This is a genomic window from Streptosporangium oxazolinicum (assembly GCF_039537505.1).
In the GTDB taxonomy this organism is placed as follows: domain Bacteria; phylum Actinomycetota; class Actinomycetes; order Streptosporangiales; family Streptosporangiaceae; genus Streptosporangium; species Streptosporangium oxazolinicum.
Genome location: NZ_BAABAQ010000006.1, coordinates 441,019 through 457,574 on the forward strand (window position 1 = coordinate 441,019; position 16,556 = coordinate 457,574).

13 protein-coding genes are annotated in these 16,556 nt (G+C 70.3%); 5 read left to right on the forward strand and 8 right to left on the reverse strand.

The window, feature by feature from the left end; translation table 11 throughout:
- Positions 1–2: 2 nt before the first annotated feature.
- From ABD817_RS19430 to ABD817_RS19440, 3 genes are all read right to left on the reverse strand, one after another.
- Complete coding sequence (locus tag ABD817_RS19430) at positions 3–2,846, reverse strand: PEP/pyruvate-binding domain-containing protein (protein WP_344919392.1); 2,844 nt, start codon at positions 2,844–2,846, stop codon at positions 3–5.
- Positions 2,815–3,300, reverse strand: a complete 486-nt coding sequence (locus tag ABD817_RS19435) for a MarR family winged helix-turn-helix transcriptional regulator (protein ID WP_344919393.1) — start codon at positions 3,298–3,300, stop codon at positions 2,815–2,817. The genes ABD817_RS19430 and ABD817_RS19435 overlap by 32 nt, the downstream gene beginning before the upstream one ends.
- 301 nt (positions 3,301–3,601) lie before the next feature.
- Positions 3,602–4,309, reverse strand: coding sequence for a hypothetical protein (locus tag ABD817_RS19440; protein ID WP_344919394.1), 708 nt, complete (start codon positions 4,307–4,309; stop codon positions 3,602–3,604).
- Positions 4,310–4,828: 519 nt separating this feature from the next.
- Between ABD817_RS19440 and ABD817_RS19445 the strand changes: the two genes are divergently transcribed.
- Positions 4,829–6,067: an NAD(P)/FAD-dependent oxidoreductase gene (locus tag ABD817_RS19445; protein WP_344919396.1), complete on the forward strand. Its 1,239-nt coding sequence runs from the start codon at positions 4,829–4,831 to the stop codon at positions 6,065–6,067.
- A 102-nt stretch (positions 6,068–6,169) separates the two neighbouring features.
- On the forward strand, positions 6,170–6,748 hold the full coding sequence (locus tag ABD817_RS19450; protein ID WP_344919398.1) for an N-acetyltransferase: 579 nt from the start codon (positions 6,170–6,172) through the stop codon (positions 6,746–6,748).
- 24 nt (positions 6,749–6,772) lie between these two features.
- Here the strand turns inward: ABD817_RS19450 and ABD817_RS19455 are convergent, their stop codons facing one another.
- A complete protein-coding gene (locus ABD817_RS19455; protein WP_344919399.1) occupies positions 6,773–8,383 on the reverse strand; it encodes an NsdA family TPR-like regulatory protein in 1,611 nt (536 codons plus the stop codon).
- Positions 8,384–8,710: 327 nt separating this feature from the next.
- Between ABD817_RS19455 and ABD817_RS19460 the strand changes: the two genes are divergently transcribed.
- The 3 genes from ABD817_RS19460 to ABD817_RS19470 all read left to right on the forward strand — a co-directional run bounded on the left by ABD817_RS19460 (position 8,711) and on the right by ABD817_RS19470 (position 11,581).
- On the forward strand, positions 8,711–9,376 hold the full coding sequence (locus tag ABD817_RS19460) for an ATP-binding protein (protein WP_344919401.1): 666 nt from the start codon (positions 8,711–8,713) through the stop codon (positions 9,374–9,376).
- Positions 9,377–9,507: 131 nt separating this feature from the next.
- Positions 9,508–10,578, forward strand: a complete 1,071-nt coding sequence (locus tag ABD817_RS19465) for a hypothetical protein (RefSeq protein ID WP_344919402.1) — start codon at positions 9,508–9,510, stop codon at positions 10,576–10,578.
- A gap of 262 nt (positions 10,579–10,840) precedes the next feature.
- Positions 10,841–11,581, forward strand: a complete 741-nt coding sequence (locus ABD817_RS19470) for a VOC family protein (protein ID WP_344919403.1) — start codon at positions 10,841–10,843, stop codon at positions 11,579–11,581.
- Between the two features lie 55 nt (positions 11,582–11,636).
- On the opposite strand, the gene ABD817_RS19475 is transcribed toward ABD817_RS19470, so the two are convergent.
- The 4 genes from ABD817_RS19475 to ABD817_RS19490 are packed head-to-tail and all read right to left on the reverse strand — an operon-like array spanning position 11,637 to position 16,529.
- On the reverse strand, positions 11,637–12,851 hold the full coding sequence (locus ABD817_RS19475) for a hypothetical protein (RefSeq protein WP_344919404.1): 1,215 nt from the start codon (positions 12,849–12,851) through the stop codon (positions 11,637–11,639).
- A complete protein-coding gene (locus ABD817_RS19480; RefSeq protein WP_344919405.1) occupies positions 12,848–13,132 on the reverse strand; it encodes a hypothetical protein in 285 nt (94 codons plus the stop codon). The genes ABD817_RS19475 and ABD817_RS19480 overlap by 4 nt, the downstream gene beginning before the upstream one ends.
- Positions 13,129–15,783, reverse strand: a complete 2,655-nt coding sequence (locus ABD817_RS19485) for an SUMF1/EgtB/PvdO family nonheme iron enzyme (protein WP_344919407.1) — start codon at positions 15,781–15,783, stop codon at positions 13,129–13,131. Before ABD817_RS19485 ends, ABD817_RS19480 begins: the two co-directional genes overlap by 4 nt.
- Complete coding sequence (locus ABD817_RS19490) at positions 15,780–16,529, reverse strand: class I SAM-dependent DNA methyltransferase (protein WP_344919408.1); 750 nt, start codon at positions 16,527–16,529, stop codon at positions 15,780–15,782. The genes ABD817_RS19485 and ABD817_RS19490 overlap by 4 nt, the downstream gene beginning before the upstream one ends.
- Positions 16,530–16,556: the final 27 nt, after the last annotated feature.

Here is a 16,556-nt window from a genome sequence, read left to right on the forward strand (position 1 = left end):
GGTCAGGCGGCGGTGACGACGCCGGAGGCGCCGTCAACGGTGATCTCCTGGCCGGTGACGATGTGCTCGGTCGCCCCGCTCACGCCCACCACGGCCGGGATACCGTACTCGCGGGCCACCACGGCGCCGTGGGAGTTCGCGCCGCCCATCTCCATCACCAGGCCGCCCGCCGTGAGAAAGAGCGGCGTCCAGCCGGGGTCGGTGGAGGGGCAGACCAGGATCTCCCCGGGCTCCAGGTACGCGCCGACCGGGTCGAGGACGACCCTGGCGACGCCGGTGACGGTGCCCGCCGAGGCCGGGGTGCCGGTCAGCGCGCCGTCCACCGGCGTCCGTACGCCGACCGCCTCCGGCTCGGTGCCGTCCGACAGCAGGACGCGGGGGACGTGCCTGCGGCGCAGCTCGCGAGCGGCCTCCTCACGCCGCCGTGAAACAAGGTCCTTCAGCGCGGTCTCCTCGGGCCGGTCCGCGGCGGTGCCTCCGGCGCCCGTTCCGCCGGGGAAGACCGTCGGCCCGGTGCCGGACGCGCGATCACCGGCCCCGGGAGAGGAAGGGGTGACGAGGGCCTCTCGCGCCTCGCGGAAGGTCAGGAAGAAGACGTCGTGGGCGTCGGCCAGCAGCCCGCGCGCCGCCAGCTCTCCGCCGACGGCGAGCAGCTCGGCCCGCATCGCGGCGAGGGCGGTCACCATGACGTACTTGGGCATCTCGCGCAGACCCGCCAGCGCCCGGGTCCTGCCGAGGGTGAAGCGGACGAACCGCCCGCGAAGACCTCCGGCGCGCCCGCCCAAGGTCTTGATCATGAGGGTGGCCTCGGCGGCGCCCCTGGCGAACAGGGCGTCGGGGGCGAGGGCCGGATCCTCCAGCCGCAGGTAGTTGGCGAGGACGCCGATGATGTGGGTCGGGTCCTCCGACCAGCGCGGCAGCCCGAGATCGATCTCGGCGACCGCCCTGACGCCGTAGACGGAGAGGAAGTCCGTCAGGCCCTTCCCCACGACGCCGGGGAGCGATCCGGCGCGGAAGCGTCCGGCCAGCTCGGTGGCGGGGGTGCCCAGCAACAGGGAGGTGGCCTCGCGGTCCTCGCGGACGCGGGTGGCCAGCCGCCACAGCGCCAGGTCCATCTCGGTGGTCACGTTGTGCGGCAGCCCGCGCAGGACCGTCTGCAGCTCGCCGGGCCTGGCCCGGTCGCCCAGCGCCTTGGCCGCCAGGCCGAGCATCGCGAAACCGGCCGCCGCCGCCGGAGCGACGGTCGGCAGCAGCGGGAAGATCCGGTGGCTCAGCACCCGCTCGACGTGGTCGAGCCGCCGACTCGGGGTGGACCCCTCGGGCGCGGCCAGCCCCCTCCGCAGGCGCGCGCCCAGCAGCTCCACGTCCCGGTGCGCCGCCGCGGGGTTGAGCAGGGCCCGTACGGCACGCCGCAGGACGCGGAAGCGCGACACGATCCTGACCGCCCGGCGCAGGGGCGGACGGAGCGAGCGCTGGGTGACGCCGAACCGGGGATCGTCGAGCAGGCCGCGCAACACCTTCGCCGACCTGGCCTCCATCACGTCGAGGACCTTCGGGAAGGCCACGCGGCCCACCCTGCCGCGCATGAGACCGGTGATGTCGAAGAACAGCCGCCCGCCCGACTCCGCGATGACGGGGGCCCCGGCCACCCGGTCGGCCACCGGGATCCCCAGGATCTCGAACACCGACGACGACAGCAGCCTGAAGGCCGACATGCCCATGGGGGTGATCGGCCGGTAGAGGCCCTGGGCGAGGCTGAAGCAGAAGTAGATCCGCGTCCCCTCGGGCTCGAAGCCTCCGGGGCGTGGGTCCCGGGCACCGGTCCTCCCCGCTCCCGTACCACCCGCCACCGGCGACGGCTCCGCGTGGCGGGGAATCGGATAGAGCGTGGTGATGGGACGCGACTGGGTCAGCCAGAGGACGCCGTCGGAGTCGATCGCCCACTCGGTGTCCTGGGGCGTCCCGTAGTGCCGTTCCACCCGGTCGCCGAGCTCGGCCAGCGCCCGCAGCCGCGCGTCGGTGACACAGGCGCCTTCCGCGGACTCTGCGGAGCCCCCGGGGTCCCCGGTGCTCGCGGGCGCCTCGACGTGCTCGACGCCGCCGCCCGCCAGTGACCGTACGGCGAGCCGCTTGTCACCGAGGCGACGCTCGGTGATCTCGCCGGTGGCGGTGTCGACCACGAAGTGGTCGGGGTTGACCGCGCCGGAGACCACGGCCTCGCCGAGTCCCGGGCCGGCGTCGATCACCGCCTCGCGCCGCCGCCCGGTGACCGGGTTGGCGGTGAACATCACCCCGGCCACCTCCGGCTGGACCATCTCCTGGATGACCACCGCCAGGCGCACCGTGCCGTGGTCGATGCCGTTCGCGGCCCGGTAGGCGACGGCCCGGTCGGTCCACAGCGAGGCCCAGCACCGCCGGACCGCGTCCAGCACGGCGTCGGCGCCGATCACGTTGAGGTAGGTGTCCTGCTGCCCGGCGAAGCTGGCGTGCGGCAGGTCCTCGGCGGTCGCGGAGGAGCGGACCGCGACGGGACCGGCCGCGCTCCTGCGTACGGCGTCCGCGATGTCGCCGGGGACCGGCGCGGCGAGCACGAGCGCGCGAGCCTTCGCGGCCAGCGCGTTCAGGGCGGGGACGTCTCCGGCGGCCGTCGTGGCGAGTGCCGCGAGCACGTCCTCCAGCCCGGCTCCCTCGGTGACCCTGCGGTAGGCCTCGGTGGTGACGCACAGACCGGGGGGAACGGGGAGCCCGGCGGTGGTGAGCACACCGAGATTGGCGGCCTTGCCGCCGACCAGGGGCAGTGTCTCCGCCCCGATGTCATCGAATCTCAGGATGAGCGGCTTGGACATGGGGGCGTCTCCTTGCGGCTTCGCCGAGAAGCGTCATGGCCCGGATCACGAGCTCGCGTTCCTCGGCGGTCAGATGGGCCATGACTTCGAGCTGGGCGTCGGCCCGGACGCGTTCGAACGTGCGGAGGAAGTCCGTTCCGGCCGGGGTGAGGGCGATCCGCCGCACCCGCCGGTCGCCGGGATCCTCCCGGCGGTCGGCGAGCCCTCGCCGTACGAGCTGGTCGACCAGGCGGCTGGTGGCCGAGACGGACCGGCCGACCCGCCCGGCGAGTTCGCGGAGCGTCGGGGAGGCCGGGGTGTCGAGGGTGTAGAGCGTGGCGATCTGGGTCATGGAGGGCTCGTCGCCCTCGAACCCGCTCAGCAGATGGAGCAGCAGGCCGGGGATGAGCGCCCGGCGGAGGTCGCCGATGTCGTCGGCCATCCGATCGCGCTCCGCGCCGTCCACGGGGTCCATCGGACAACTCCTTGCGTCACTGCAACCAATGCGTTGCCGCAACGTTAAGCCGGAGAGGCCACTAAGTCAACAAGTGATGAAATTATCGTACGGACCGCTCGCCGGTTTCGCCGGAGGTCCGGTTCGCGGGCGAGCGAGCGGCCCGGGATGGTGGCGGGCACGCGGCCCCCTGTGGGCCGCCGTCCGGCCTGGACGCGGTGATCAGATTCCCGGGAAGCCGCCTGGCCGGGCCTCACCCGCGAGGCACCGTCCTGTGGGTCCGGATCCTTCGGCTCACCCGAGGATCCGGACCCGGGACACGCTAGTTGCCCCAGCCGAGCAGCCAGACCTGGCCGGCGGCGCCGTAGCGGTTCTTCTGCCACGGGTATATCCGGGCGGAGCACACGCCCGTGAGACGGTCGTAGGCCGTGCAGAAACGCCATCTGTCGGTGACGTCCCAGACGTTCCAGCCGATTCCGTAGGCCTGGATGTTCTGGCAGCCCTCGTAGATGTAGGTGGAAAGGCTCGTGCTCCCGGTGCAACCGGCGGAGGTGTAGGTGACCAGGACGCCGTCGCCGCACCAGGTGTGGTAGGCGCTTCCCTGAAGAGCGGGGGATCCGTATGTCGTCGTGAGAGACCAGCAGCCCGTCGCGGAAGCGGAATCGGCGAGACTGACGTTTCCCGTCTGCTTCGCGGGAGAGGGAAGGTCGCTGGTGAACTTTCCCTGGGACGTGTCGACGATGCCGGGAGGCGTTTCCTTCTGGAGGGACATGTCGATGTATTGATCGAGCTTCTTTTCCCGGATCTCGGTGGCCGTCAGGGCGCGCACGGTGGGCTTGGGCGGCGGTGCCACCTCCCCGGGCTGGGGCGCGGGCTCCCATGACCGGGGAGCGGACTCCCATGGCTGGGGCGCGGGCGGGTTGTCCGGAACGCTCGTCGGCGCGGGAGAGAACGCTCCGAGACTCAGGACGGCGGCCACCGCGAAGGCGCAACTGACCGTGACTCGGGCGAATCGTCGTTTCAATGGCATACGGCATGCTCCTTAGAAAAAAAGCGCGCCGTGGGCGGATTTCATGGATATCATCGCCGATGACGCGATCTTGATGGCGTGGAAAATATATACGTCCCCCTTTGTGAGAGGGGTGGAATTCCGTTTCCGGCAGGGTAAACGAAAATTTCCTCGTCCTGTCGCCCAAGGGTGCCGAGTGTCCTCTCCGGCCCGCGAGGCCGATGTCCGGGGCGGTTTCATGATGATTCCCTTATGTGCGCCAAAAGAGGAGAAGAGCTTATTTCTCATGTCGACCAGGTGTATTCCGGAATCGCGCCCCGGCCGCGCCTCCCGCCCCGCCGCCATCCGTCCCGCACCGGACCGCGTCCCGCGTCCCGCGTCCCGCGTCAGACCGGAACACGCCGGTGCGGTGGCGGGGCAGGGAAAAGGAGCGGGGAAAGGGGCGGGGAAAGCCGTCCGGACCGTCTCCTCGCACGGCCCGTCCCTCCCGTTTCTCGCGATCGTTGGAACCCGTACGGAAATCGGAGTAGGAAGGGACCTATGACTACCGAGCAGACGTTCGTCATCGTCGGAGCGGGCCTGGCGGGTGCCAAGGCGGCGGAGTCCCTGCGCGAGGAGGGCTTCGAGGGCGGGATCACCCTGATCGGCGCCGAGACAGAGCTTCCCTACGAGCGGCCCCCGCTCTCGAAGGGCTACCTGCTCGGCAAGGAGGAGAAGCCCAAGCTCTACGTCCACGACGAGGGCTGGTACGCCGCCAACTCCGTCGAACCGCTGCTCGGGCGCCGCGCGACCGACCTCGACCGGGCCGCCCACCACGTGGAACTCGACGACGGGCGGCGCGTCCGGTACGACAAGCTGCTGCTCGTCCCCGGTTCCTCCCCGCGCCGCCTCGACGTACCCGGCGCCGACCTCGAGGGCGTGCACCACCTCCGCGATCTCGGCGACTCGGAGCGGCTGCGCGAGGCCATCCGAGGCGGCGACCGGAGGGTGGTCGTCGTCGGCGCGGGCTGGATCGGGCTGGAGACCGCCGCGGCCGCCAGGGAGTACGGCTGCGAGGTGACCGTCGTCGAACCGAGGGCGGTGCCGCTGCACGCCGCGCTCGGCCCCGAGCTGGGCGCCTTCTTCGCCGACGTACACCGGCACCACGGCGTCGACGTGCGGCTCGGCCGCGAGGTGACCGGGCTCCTCGGCCCCGGGCACGTCAGCGCGGTCGCCACCCACGACGGGGAGGAGATCCCGGCCGACCTCGTGATCGTCGGCATCGGCGTCACCCCCAACACCGAGCTCGCCGAGCGGGCGGGCCTCGCCGTGGACAACGGGATCCTCGTCGACGAGTCCCTCCGCACCGACGACCCCGACGTCTACGCCGCCGGTGACGTGGCCAACGCGTTCAACCCCCTGTACGGCACCCGCGTCCGCGTCGAGCACTGGGCCAACGCCCTCAACGGGGGAGCCGCCGCGGCCAGGTCCATGCTCGGTCAGAAGGTGGTCTACGACAGGCCGCCCTACTTCTTTACCGACCAGTACGACGTCGGCATGGAGTTCTCCGGCTGGTTCGCGCCCGGCGAGTACGACTCCGTGGTCATCCGGGGAGACCTGGAGTCGAGGGCCTTCCACGCCTTCTGGCTCGCCGGCGGGCGCGTCGTGGCGGGCATGCACGTCAACCAATGGGACGAGGGCATCTCCGCGGCGCAGGAGCTGATCCGCAGCGGCGCGACCGTCGCCCCCGACCGGCTCGCCGACCTCTCCGTACCGCTGTCCGACCTCACGAAGAGCTGACCGGCTCCCGCCCCCTCCAGCTGAGCCGGAGCGGCTACCCCGCCCTTCCACGGGTAAAAAGCCCTCGGGGAAGGACGGCGAGACGAAGGCGAGGAGACGGGCATGACCGAGACGACCCCCACCGGCAAAGTGACCATAGAGACACACGGCCGCCGGGAGGCGCTCGCGCTGACCGGGACGATCTGCGCCCTCTACGAGGCGGTGTTCTCGCTGCCCCCGTTCGACGGGACCGCCGCGGAGTTCGCCAACCAGCGCTCCTACTACCCCAGGCTGGTCGACCGGCCTGGGTTCCGGCTGACCACCGCGCGATCCGGGCCGGAGTTCGTCGGGTTCGGGTACGGATACCTGCTGCCGGCCGACACCCGCTGGTGGAGCACGCTGGCGGAACCGGTCGGCGAGGAGTTCGCGGCCGAGACCGGGACCAGGACGTTCGCCGTCATCGACTACGGGGTGCTGCCCGACCGGCGGGGCGCCGGAGCCGGGCACCGGATCCACGACGAGCTGCTCTCCGGGTCCGGTGCCGAGCGGGCCACACTCTCGGTGCAGCCCAAGGCCGTACGGACCAGGGAGATCTACCGGAGATGGGGATGGCGGAAGGTGTCCCACCGGCTGATGGACCCGCCGATCCCCGCCCCCGTCTTCGAGGTCCTGGTGCTGGAGGAGATGCCCGGGGCGCGCTGATCGGCCGCGACGGGCCGGAAGCCGTCAGGCGATGAGCTGAAAGGTGTGCAGCTTCTCGTCCAGGGCGGCGACCTGGCGGGTCCTCGCCCACGGATTCAGCGTCTCGCGGACCTCCACCACCGAGCGGGCCAGCCGGGGCGAGGTGTTCTTGCAGGTGAGGCGGGCGGCCTCGCCAAGCTGCTCGCACGCCTCGTCGATGGAGCGCAGCCGCAGGTGCCCGCGCGCCAGATCCAGGCGGCTGAACGCCATGTTGCGGACGAACGCCGGATCGATCCTGGCCAGGGACCGGGCGGCCATCTCGACCGCGGTCCGGGCGTCGTCCATGTCCAGCAGGCACTTGGTCCTGGTCGACAGATACTGCCCGTCGCCGTAGAAGTAGAGCAGTTTGGCGCCCACGTCGCCCTCGCCCGCGTGCCCCAGCTCGTGGCGGGCCTGGTCGAGGCTGGTCATGCACCGGGCATGGTCCTTGTGACGGTCGCTCCTGGCCGAGCGGCGCAACACCGCCGAGTAGGCGCGGGCCCCCACGTCACACGCGTACGACACCAGCAGCTTGCTGTTGGCGCGCTGCCCCCAGGCCAGCGCGCCCAGTGCGTGCTCGACGCCCTGCCTGGGGTCGCCCCGCCAGGTCGCCAGCTGCGACCAGTTGGCGAGGACGAAGCTGTTCATCGCGTCGTCGTCGGCCTGGTGCGCGGCTAACTTGGCCTGCTCGTAGTAGTGGTTCGCCCCGTTGAAGTCGTTGAGGTTGAACAGCACCCAGGCGGTGAACCGGCAGATGTTGGCCAGCAGGGACAGCAGCCGGTCGCGCACCTCGTCGGTCGACGCGGCCGGGATCAGCGACCGTACCAGGTGCTGCTGGGCGAGCACGGTCCCCAGCACCGACTGGGGGCCGAGGGTGTCCTCCTGGCGCATGCAGTGGTGCAGCACGGCGTCGATGTGGTCGACGGTGGCCTCGTCCACCCGGGACGGTTCGGCGGCGATCAGGGCGAGCCGGTCGAGCTCGTCGTCGTTGAGCCGGGCCAGCAGCGGAGAGGCCGCCGCCGCGGCGGCGGCGGCCCTGATCAGGGCCAGGACGTCGCGTCGTTTCATGGTCGCCGCCCACTGGGCGAGCGCCCGCACCAGGGCGTCGTACTCCTCGTCGCGGGAGCTCCCGAACGGCACGGGCCCCGTGGGCAGGGTGGGCAGGGCCGCCAGCACCCCCCGGATGTCCTCGGGACCGAGGCTGCCCGCCGCCCCGGCCGCCACCAGCGCCCGCCCCCGGGACCGGACGGCCGGTGTGTTGTGCTCGTCGGCATCGCGGTGATCTTCACCGTCGACCAGGTCGGCGGTGCGGCACTGGTAGATGCGTGCCAGCCGGTTGAGCCCGGCGATCGGCGGCTCGTTGCCGGTGGGGCCGGGCCACGCTTCCCACGACCCGAGTTTCCGGGTCGTCAGCGGCTCGTTCGGCCAGTACTCGTTCCATAGATGGCAGACCTTGGCTTGTGTCAGGCGATGCGCCTCACGGAAGCCCTGGCGGGAGTTCAGGCGCCAGCGTCGCTTGAACTCAGCGGCGACCTCGGCCCACGTAAAACCACGTTCGCGAAGCTCAGCGCTGAAGACGTCCATCTGCTGCTTGACGCTGCGCGGTGCACGTGGCATCGGCTCGTCCCCTCCCGGCGGGTTCTCCGGCGGCGATTCTTCGGGCCGAACGTTACTGGTCGATCACGTTCGGTGACCGTCGAGTGCAGAAATCGGCGACCAGATCACCGCTCCTTGCAGCTCCGTCGCTCTACGGGGTGACTTGACGCCTGAGGGTGACGAACAGACTCGGTGGCGTCGCCTGTTTCCAGCACGCTCCGTGCAGCAGGGTTGAGAACAACGCCGGAGCCGTCAGATTCGCGTGGTCTCACCGCTCGGGCGGGGCGCCCCCAACTCTGCGCCGGGGGCGCGCGACCGAACCTCCGTTGAACTTCCCTGGAGCCATCAATGACCGTGCTCCCCGTCGAACGGCCGGGACCGATGCACTCACCGTTTCATCCTGATCTGGACGCCGCCGACCACCTGTCCACGGACTCCACGGACTCCCTGGACTCCACGGACTCCCTGGGCACTCCGGAATCCCCGGACTTCCCGGGTTTCCTGGACGCGAACGAGCTGTGGCTGGCGGCGCAGCCGGCCTCGGCCTCCCGGGCGCGCGACTTCACACGCGCGCAACTGCGGACGTGGGGTCTGGAGGAGCTGGCCGACCTCTGCGTCCTGGTCGTCTCCGAGATGACCACCAACGCCGTCAAGGCCACCGCCACCCCGTCCATCCCGTACGGCTACGCCCGCCCGCCCGGCCGTGCTCGCGCGCGGACCACCGGCCCGTACCCGATCCTCCTGCGGCTCCGCCTCACCACGGGGGGCCTGTTCGCGGAGGTCTGGGACAGCTGTGACGACTCGCCCGAGGTCGCCGAGGCGGGGGAGGACGACGAGAGCGGCCGGGGCCTGCGGCTCGTCGGCATGTGCACTGACGAGTGGGGTCACTACCCGGCACCGGACGGCGGAAAGGTCGTCTTCGGCCGCTGGACCCTGCCTGCCGCCTGGCACATCCCGGACGCGGTGCCCTCGCGGCCGTACGCCTACTCCCGGACCCACGCGACGCGCGGCTGATCCTTCGCGGCTCCCCACGCCACGGAAACGCCTCGGATGACGACGTGTCTCCTGAGCCGCTGAGGCGTGGGCTTTCCCGCCCTGCTGGATAAGCGCTTTCTCGCCCGGCTCGCGATGGGCAGAATGCCGGGATGGATGAGATCCTGCGCGCCGCGGGCGAAGTGCTGGGCGTCGAGCTGTCCGATCCGGTGGACCTCGGCGGCAGCCCGCGCAGCGTCGTCCTGCGCTGCCGGACGGCTTCGGGCGGCAGCGTCGTCGTGAAGAAGTTCGGTACGGACCCCGAGGACCTGCGCGCCTTCACCTCGGAGACGGCCGGGCTTTCGCTGGGTCTGGCCGGTCCCGAGCTGTTGGGCGTGGACGCCTCGGTCCCGCTGGTGGTGATGGAGGATCTCGGGTCCGCGCCGACCCTGGCGGACGTGCTGCTCGGTGACGATCCGCGAGCCGCCCTGGACGGCCTGTCGGCCTGGGCGCGCGGGCTCGGACGGCTCGCCACCGCGTCGGTGCGCCGACGCGCTGACCTGGCCTCCCTGTCGGCCCGTCACGGCATGAGCGTGCCGTCCTGGGACGAGAATCCGTGGGCCCTCCGGTGCGCGGCCGAACTCCCCTCGGCGCTCGCCGGGGTCGGAGTCGAGGCACCGCCGGAGCTGGCCGGGGAGCTGGAACGGATCGTGACGACGGGCGCGGACGAGTACCTCGCCTTCACCCCCGGCGACACCTGCCCGGACAACAACCTGCTCACCCCGGACGGCCTGCGGCTGATCGACTTCGAGTCGGCCTGCTACCAGCCTGTCTTCATGACGGCCGCGTACTGCCGGATGCCCTTCGCCACCTGCTGGTGCGTCTTCACCCTGCCCGCCGGGCTGGCGGAGAAGATCGAGGAGACCTACCGCGCGGAGGTCGTCGAGGCGTACCCGGAGCTGGTCAGGGACGAGATCTGGCAGCCCGGGATCCGGCGGGCGGTCGCGCTCTGGACGGTGTACATGACGACCGAGCTGATCCCGCGCGTGGCGGAGGACAGGCCGACGCACCGGACCCGGCGTCCCGTCCCGACGCTGCGGCAGCTGCTGAGACACCGCTGGGAGATGGCGAGCACCCTGGAGGAGTTCCCCGCCTTCGCGGAGACGATGCGGCTGCTGCTCCGGGACGTGGCCGACGGCTGGGACGTCCCCCCACTGCCGGGCTATCCCGCCTTCGGCGGCTGAGGACCGACCCGGCGCAGCAGGTAGGTCGTTTCCAGCACCCTGCTGTCGCTGTGACCGTACGTCAGACGTTGTTGGAGTCGTCCCGGTCTCCGAGTCTCCTGCGATGGGACCGGATTCGAAGAGCGGGATAAACACACCCGGCGGGGTGTGCCGTCCACGACTGAGGTGCCGCCGCGATGAGCATTGTGGCCGGTGAACGAGTCGCTCTCCGTCTCGCGACGGTGCGGATGTCGTCGCAGAGCAGGCGCATAGGATCACCGGCATGGCACTGCGACCTGTTCAGGTGAACATAAAGGCCCTTGATGCCTCGGCGGTCGGCCGGTTCTGGGCGGAGGCGCTCGGCTGGAGTGCCTACAGCCCCGGCGTGACCACCTACGTCGGACCCGCCGGCGGCCTCGTCTGGCCGGATCCGGTCGCTGTCTGCGTCGACGTCGTTCCCGTCCCGGAACCCAAGACGGGGACGAAGAACCGGGTGCACCTCGATCTCGCCACCACCTCCGCGGCCCATCAGGCGGAGTTGGTCGCGCGCCTCCAGGCCCTTGGTGCGACGCTCGCCGACGTCGGCCAGGGCGACGTCCCGTGGACGGTCCTCGCCGACCCGGAGGGCAACGAGTTCTGTGTGCTGGAGCCCCGGGAGATCCACCGGGACACCGGGCCGATCGCCGCGGTGGTGGTCGACTGCGCGGATCCGCGGGCCATGGCCCGCTTCTGGGGTGAGGCGATGGACTGGGCCCTGCATGAGGTGACCGGCGATCATGCGGTGTTGCGTTCCGCCAAGGGGGTCGGCCCGTACCTGGAGTTCCTCCGCACGCCCGGCGTGAAGACCGTGCCAGACCGCGTCCATCTTGACCTGCTGCCCTACCCCGGTGACGACAAAGCGACGGAGGTGGCCCGGCTGCGGGCCCTCGGCGCCACCGACCTCGACCTCGGCCAGGGCGACGTCCCGTGGACGTGCCTGACCGACCCGGAGGGCCACGAGTTCTGCGTCCTCGCCCCGTCCTGACGCGGAGCCTTAACGACACCCCGACAGGTGAGCCTTGTGTGCTCATGCGCGTTCGCTACGCGGTGAAGCGGCGGCGTAGCGCTCGGAGGGCGACGCGTGCGGAGCGGGTGCGTAGGAGCAGAGCCGTCAAGATGACGAAAGCCGCGCCGACGGAGGCGTAGAACCAGGGGTCGTCCGGTTCCACGACCTGGAGCAGTGCGAGCGCGATTCCGGCCGGGACGGTGATGAGCGTGAACACCACCACCGCGCTGTTGACGTGGCGGGTCTCGTCTTCGCGGGTGAGCCGGTTGGCGTCGCTGATCTCGGTCAGGATCTGCTCGAAGCGTTCACGGAGACCGTGCTGACGCTGGTAGGCGGTCAGCAGCCGGTTCGGGATGCCGTGGCTGGTGAGGTGCTGGGCCCACAGACGGCGCCGGAAGGAGCCGACCTCCCGTTCCAGCTCGGCCATCGCCTCCGGACGGGGGGAGTCGAGCGCGGCCACACCGTGCTCCTCAAGGTGTCTGAGCCCCTGGTTCTGGAGCAGGCCGAGCATGAGGGCGTCCAGATAGATGGAGCGCACGTACAACTCCCCGTACCCGAAGAACCGATCCTCGGCTCCGCCATCGGCTCGAATGCCGATCACGCCCATGCCGTCGCGCAGGACGGCGGCATGCCAGTCGACGGAGAGCCTGATGATCTCGCTGTCGGCCGGTTCGAGATTCTGCGGGTCGGGAGGGTAATCCGCCAGGGTGGTGCGTGAGGCCAGGGTCCACAGCCACTGGTGTGTCGCGGGCCAGCGCCAGTATCTGGGCTGGCGGTAGAGGCGGGGGAGTCCTCTGCCGCCGGGGGTCACGAAGCAGACCGTGAAGGGGCGTCCGGGCTCGATCTTCACCTGGCCCTCGACGAGAGACTGCGGGTCGAAGCCGACGGGCGGCGCGTCCCGGCGACCGGCCAGGCCGCGCAGCAGCGACAGGGGCGCCCCTCGCCTGGGCCGCAGGTGAACGGCGACCAACCCGCAGGCGTCCGGTTCGTCGGATGCCCGCAGTGCCTCGACACCCAGGACCTCGACATCGCCGACGACGCGGTGAACCGGGTCGTGCCAGCGGCGAGGGCGATCGTCCCGCCCGTACAGGACGCGAGTGGCCTTGTCGCTGTAGTACTCGCCACGCGCCTCGGCGGTGGAGCGCATCTGCCGGTGCCGGAGGACCAGAGGCCCGGGTGCCCACTCGGGTGTGGAGGGGAACCTGGCCTCGTAGACGGCGACAACGACCTGTCTCGCCAGCCGGGTCACCGGTAGTAGTCCTCGATGTCCGGAAGGTCGAGCCGGATGACATAGCGCGCCCGCTCCGAATCGTCCGGGTCGACCATGAACCTCACTCGCTCACCGGTCCGGATCGTACGGAACCCTTCGGTCACGATGTCGGAGTACATGAAGGAGTGGTGCGTCTCGGTCTCGATGTCGCGGACCACGTACGTGCCCTGCCGGCCATCGTGCCCGCTGCCCAGTGGCATGCGGTCGACGATGTGACCGAACCGCTGGCCGCTCGCCGTCGCGGTCTCCTCGATGCTCATCCGAGCTCCTCGACGCATCTGAAACCGACCGCGTTGCTGCATCCCCGACGCCGGGACAGGCCCTTGGAGGAGACCTGCAACGCCCGGTACGGGTTGTCGTAGGAACCGCCGCAGATGACCACCTCGTTGAGGTTCTCCAGCACCGTGCCGGTGATCTCCCAGACGTTCCCGGCCATCTCCCGTACCCCGAACGGCGACACGTTGCCCGGGTGCGCGTCGACCGGCCCCGGCATGGCCTGGCTGAGCCGCCCCCGGTCGAGTTCCTCCCGCCACGCCTCGTACGTGATCAGAGGCCGTCCGCTCCACGAGTCGGCACAGTTGACGATGTCCAGGTCGATGTCGTCACCCCAGGGAAAAAGCCGCCCGTCGCCACCCCGCGCGGCGGCCTCCCACTCCAGGGAGGTCGGCAGGCGTTTGCCCTCGAACCGGGCGAAGGCGTGGGCGCTCCAGTAGTTGACGCAGATCGCCGGATGGTTCTCGTACGCCGGATCGGTGAAGTACTCCTGCACCTTGAGGCGTTCCTGCCACGGCTCGTGGGAGAACTCCGGCGGCTTGTCCGGGTGGTCCCACTGCCGCGAACCGTGCTCTCGTACGGCCTCCAGGAAGCGGTTGTAGCGGCCGACCGTGACGGGGAAGCGGTCGAAGCGCACCGGGCGCTCGACGCGCCGGAGCATCAGGTGGTGACTCGGCCCGACGAGGTACGGGCCCGCGGGCAGGACGCAGTCGTCGGCCGGGGCCTGCGGCGCCTGGCGGGAACGCCGGTGCAGGAACTCCCGGACCTGCTCGGTCAGGCGCGGACCCGCCTCGACGGCCGACTCCCGACCGGACGGGTCACGCAGGTGTTCGGCCGCCAGCAGCTCCTGGTAGGCCGAGTGCGCGAACGCGATCCCGGACGAGTCGACGGGCCGGAAGAACTCCTTCAACCGGAAGGCGTCATAGGTCAGCCGCCCGCCCTCGAAGAACGATATGCCCAGCTCGTTGACGAGCTCGACGAACGTGAACGTCGTACGGCCACGCAGGAAGGCTGAGCCGAAGCACGCGACGATCGACGGCAGGGCGTCGGTGAGACCGGCCGAGGACGCCACCCGCGTCATGTGCCGCCAGGCGAGATCGACGAGGTGTGGGCGATCGTCGCCGCCGTCGAGTTCCAGCTCGCGTGCCAGGCGGAGTTCGAGGGGCGTCCCGGCGTCCGTGGCGTCCTGGAGCCGCAGCGCCGAGAAGCGGGGCACGCGCAGCGGGTTCACACCCTGCGCGTGGAGTTGCTGGACGAGCTTCTCCGACACCAGCGCGGTGCCGTCCAGCAGCCGTCGCACCTGCGGGGAGTCCTCAAGGAAGGAGACCCGCGAGCTCGTGACCACCGCCGACTCCGCCGACAGCACCTGGGCGAGCTCGGTGAACAGCTCCAGGAACCCCTCCTGGGTCATCGACGGCACCGCCTCGTCGATGCCGTCCAGCGCACACGCCACCGACCCCGACCGCGCGAAGTAGTGGAAGACGTCGAAGACGTACGAGTTCTCGACGGCCATGTACGGCGCGAGCGTACGGGTGACGAACTCCCGGAACTCCTCATCGCGACCTTTGAGGCTCATGTCGAAGTAGAAGCGGTAGCGGCGCTGGCTCGCCGTCGCCGACCCGGCGACCAGCTGCTTGAGCAGCGTCGACTTGCCGCTTCCCGAACGGCCCACGATGAGCAGGTTCCCTCCGGAGGAGGCGACCTCGTCCAGCAGCTCGTCTGCGGCACCGATCCGGGAGATCCGCTGCTCGCCGGTACGTTCGTCCGTGGTGAGCAGGTCACCGGATATCGTCAGGCCCGCCGGGTCGAGCAGCTTCGGGTAGGCGCCGAAGACGTCCGCCAGATGCCGGTCCAGGTCGACGAAGGCGTCCATGAAGCGGTCGTAGGTGACGATCCGGTAGTCCTCCCCGAGCGGACTCGGGACCGCGGGGACGCCGTCCTCCTCCAGGATCAGAAACCGGGTGAGCTTGGGCAGCTGGGTCTGCAACAGCTCACCGCCGGTGGCCTCCAGCACCGCGGCCACGTCGTCGACGTTCTTGCTGAGCAGCAGCTCGACGTACTCGCTGCGCAACCCCCGTTCGCGGAAGAAGAGCTGGTAGACGGTGTTGCGCGACAGCTCGAAGCGCTTGACCGGCTTGTAGTCGAGGGTCAGGTAGAGCCCGGCGAGAAACTCGGCCTTGAGCGCCACCTCGGGGGAGAGCTTGGGCACGTCCCCGGTCAGGATGCCGCTGCCGGTGCTGCCGAACCAGGCCAGCACGTCCAGCAACCGGCGTACAGCTGTCAGCCCGTCCTCGTCGGCGATCTCGTAGCCGTCGTGGGCCGACCGGTTGCGCAGGCGCTGGATGTCGCGCAGCGAGTCGAGAACACCACTGCTGCGGATGTGCGGCTGAGCCCCCTTGATCAGCTCGCTCAGGGCCTTCCCGCCCGGGTCACCGGGGACGTTGTGGTGCCGCCAGAGCTGCTTGAGGATCCGCTCGGTGATCTTCCCGACCAGCGCGATCGCGTTCTCTGGGTAGCCGTCACCGAGTGACTTGATCGGCCGCTCGAAGTCGAGGCCGAGGTGACGGGCGACGCGGGAGTGGTCGTCCAGCTCGTTGCGGAGCTGGTGGAGACGGCTGTCGAGCTCGACGCTGCTCACGCTTTCACCCCGAATACGAAGGCGAACCGGTCGAGGCACTGTAACTCGGGGCTCGGATACCTGCCCCGGATTTCCTCGATGCCCTTTTCCAACTCTGCATCATCGAAGCTGGAAAGCAGTGACATGTAGCGGTTTCGGACCATTCGCAGATAACGCTCGGTGCTGAAAGTGAGCGGGAACTCGTCGTAGGTGAGCTCGGTGTCGAGTCCGCTGCCACTCATCGCCTCCGCGATGCCGACGGGATCGGGCTGGCGCTCGCGAAACAGCCTCAGCGCCGCGTCGAACAGCGGGTAGTCGATGCTCGTCGGCAACATGACCACGAGCATCCGTCCACCCGGCCGCAGGAGACGGGCCAGCCCGTCGAGGACCCGTGGCGGATCGGCGACATGGTGGATCACCTCCTTGAGCAGGATCGCGTCGTAGCCGTCATGCGGAGGTCGTACGCGCTGCTCCGCGAGTTCCTCGGCCCCGGCGCGCAGCGAGACCAGACGCTCATGGGCGGGAAGCTGGTCGAGCATCGCGGGGGAGGGATCGGCGCAGACCACCACCTCGGCGTGCTCCGCGAGCTCCCGCGCGTACAGGCCGGTTCCGCCCCCGACGTCCAGCACCCGGTGATCCGGGGTGATCCGGAGCCGGTCGAGAATGTTTCCGGTCATCCATTGAATGAATTCCGGACTGTATGCCCAGTTCTCGTCATATTTGTCAGCCAGGCGATCGTAGTGAGCCCGCGTGACATCGCTCCGCACGAGACATTCCCTCCAAGCCGAGACACC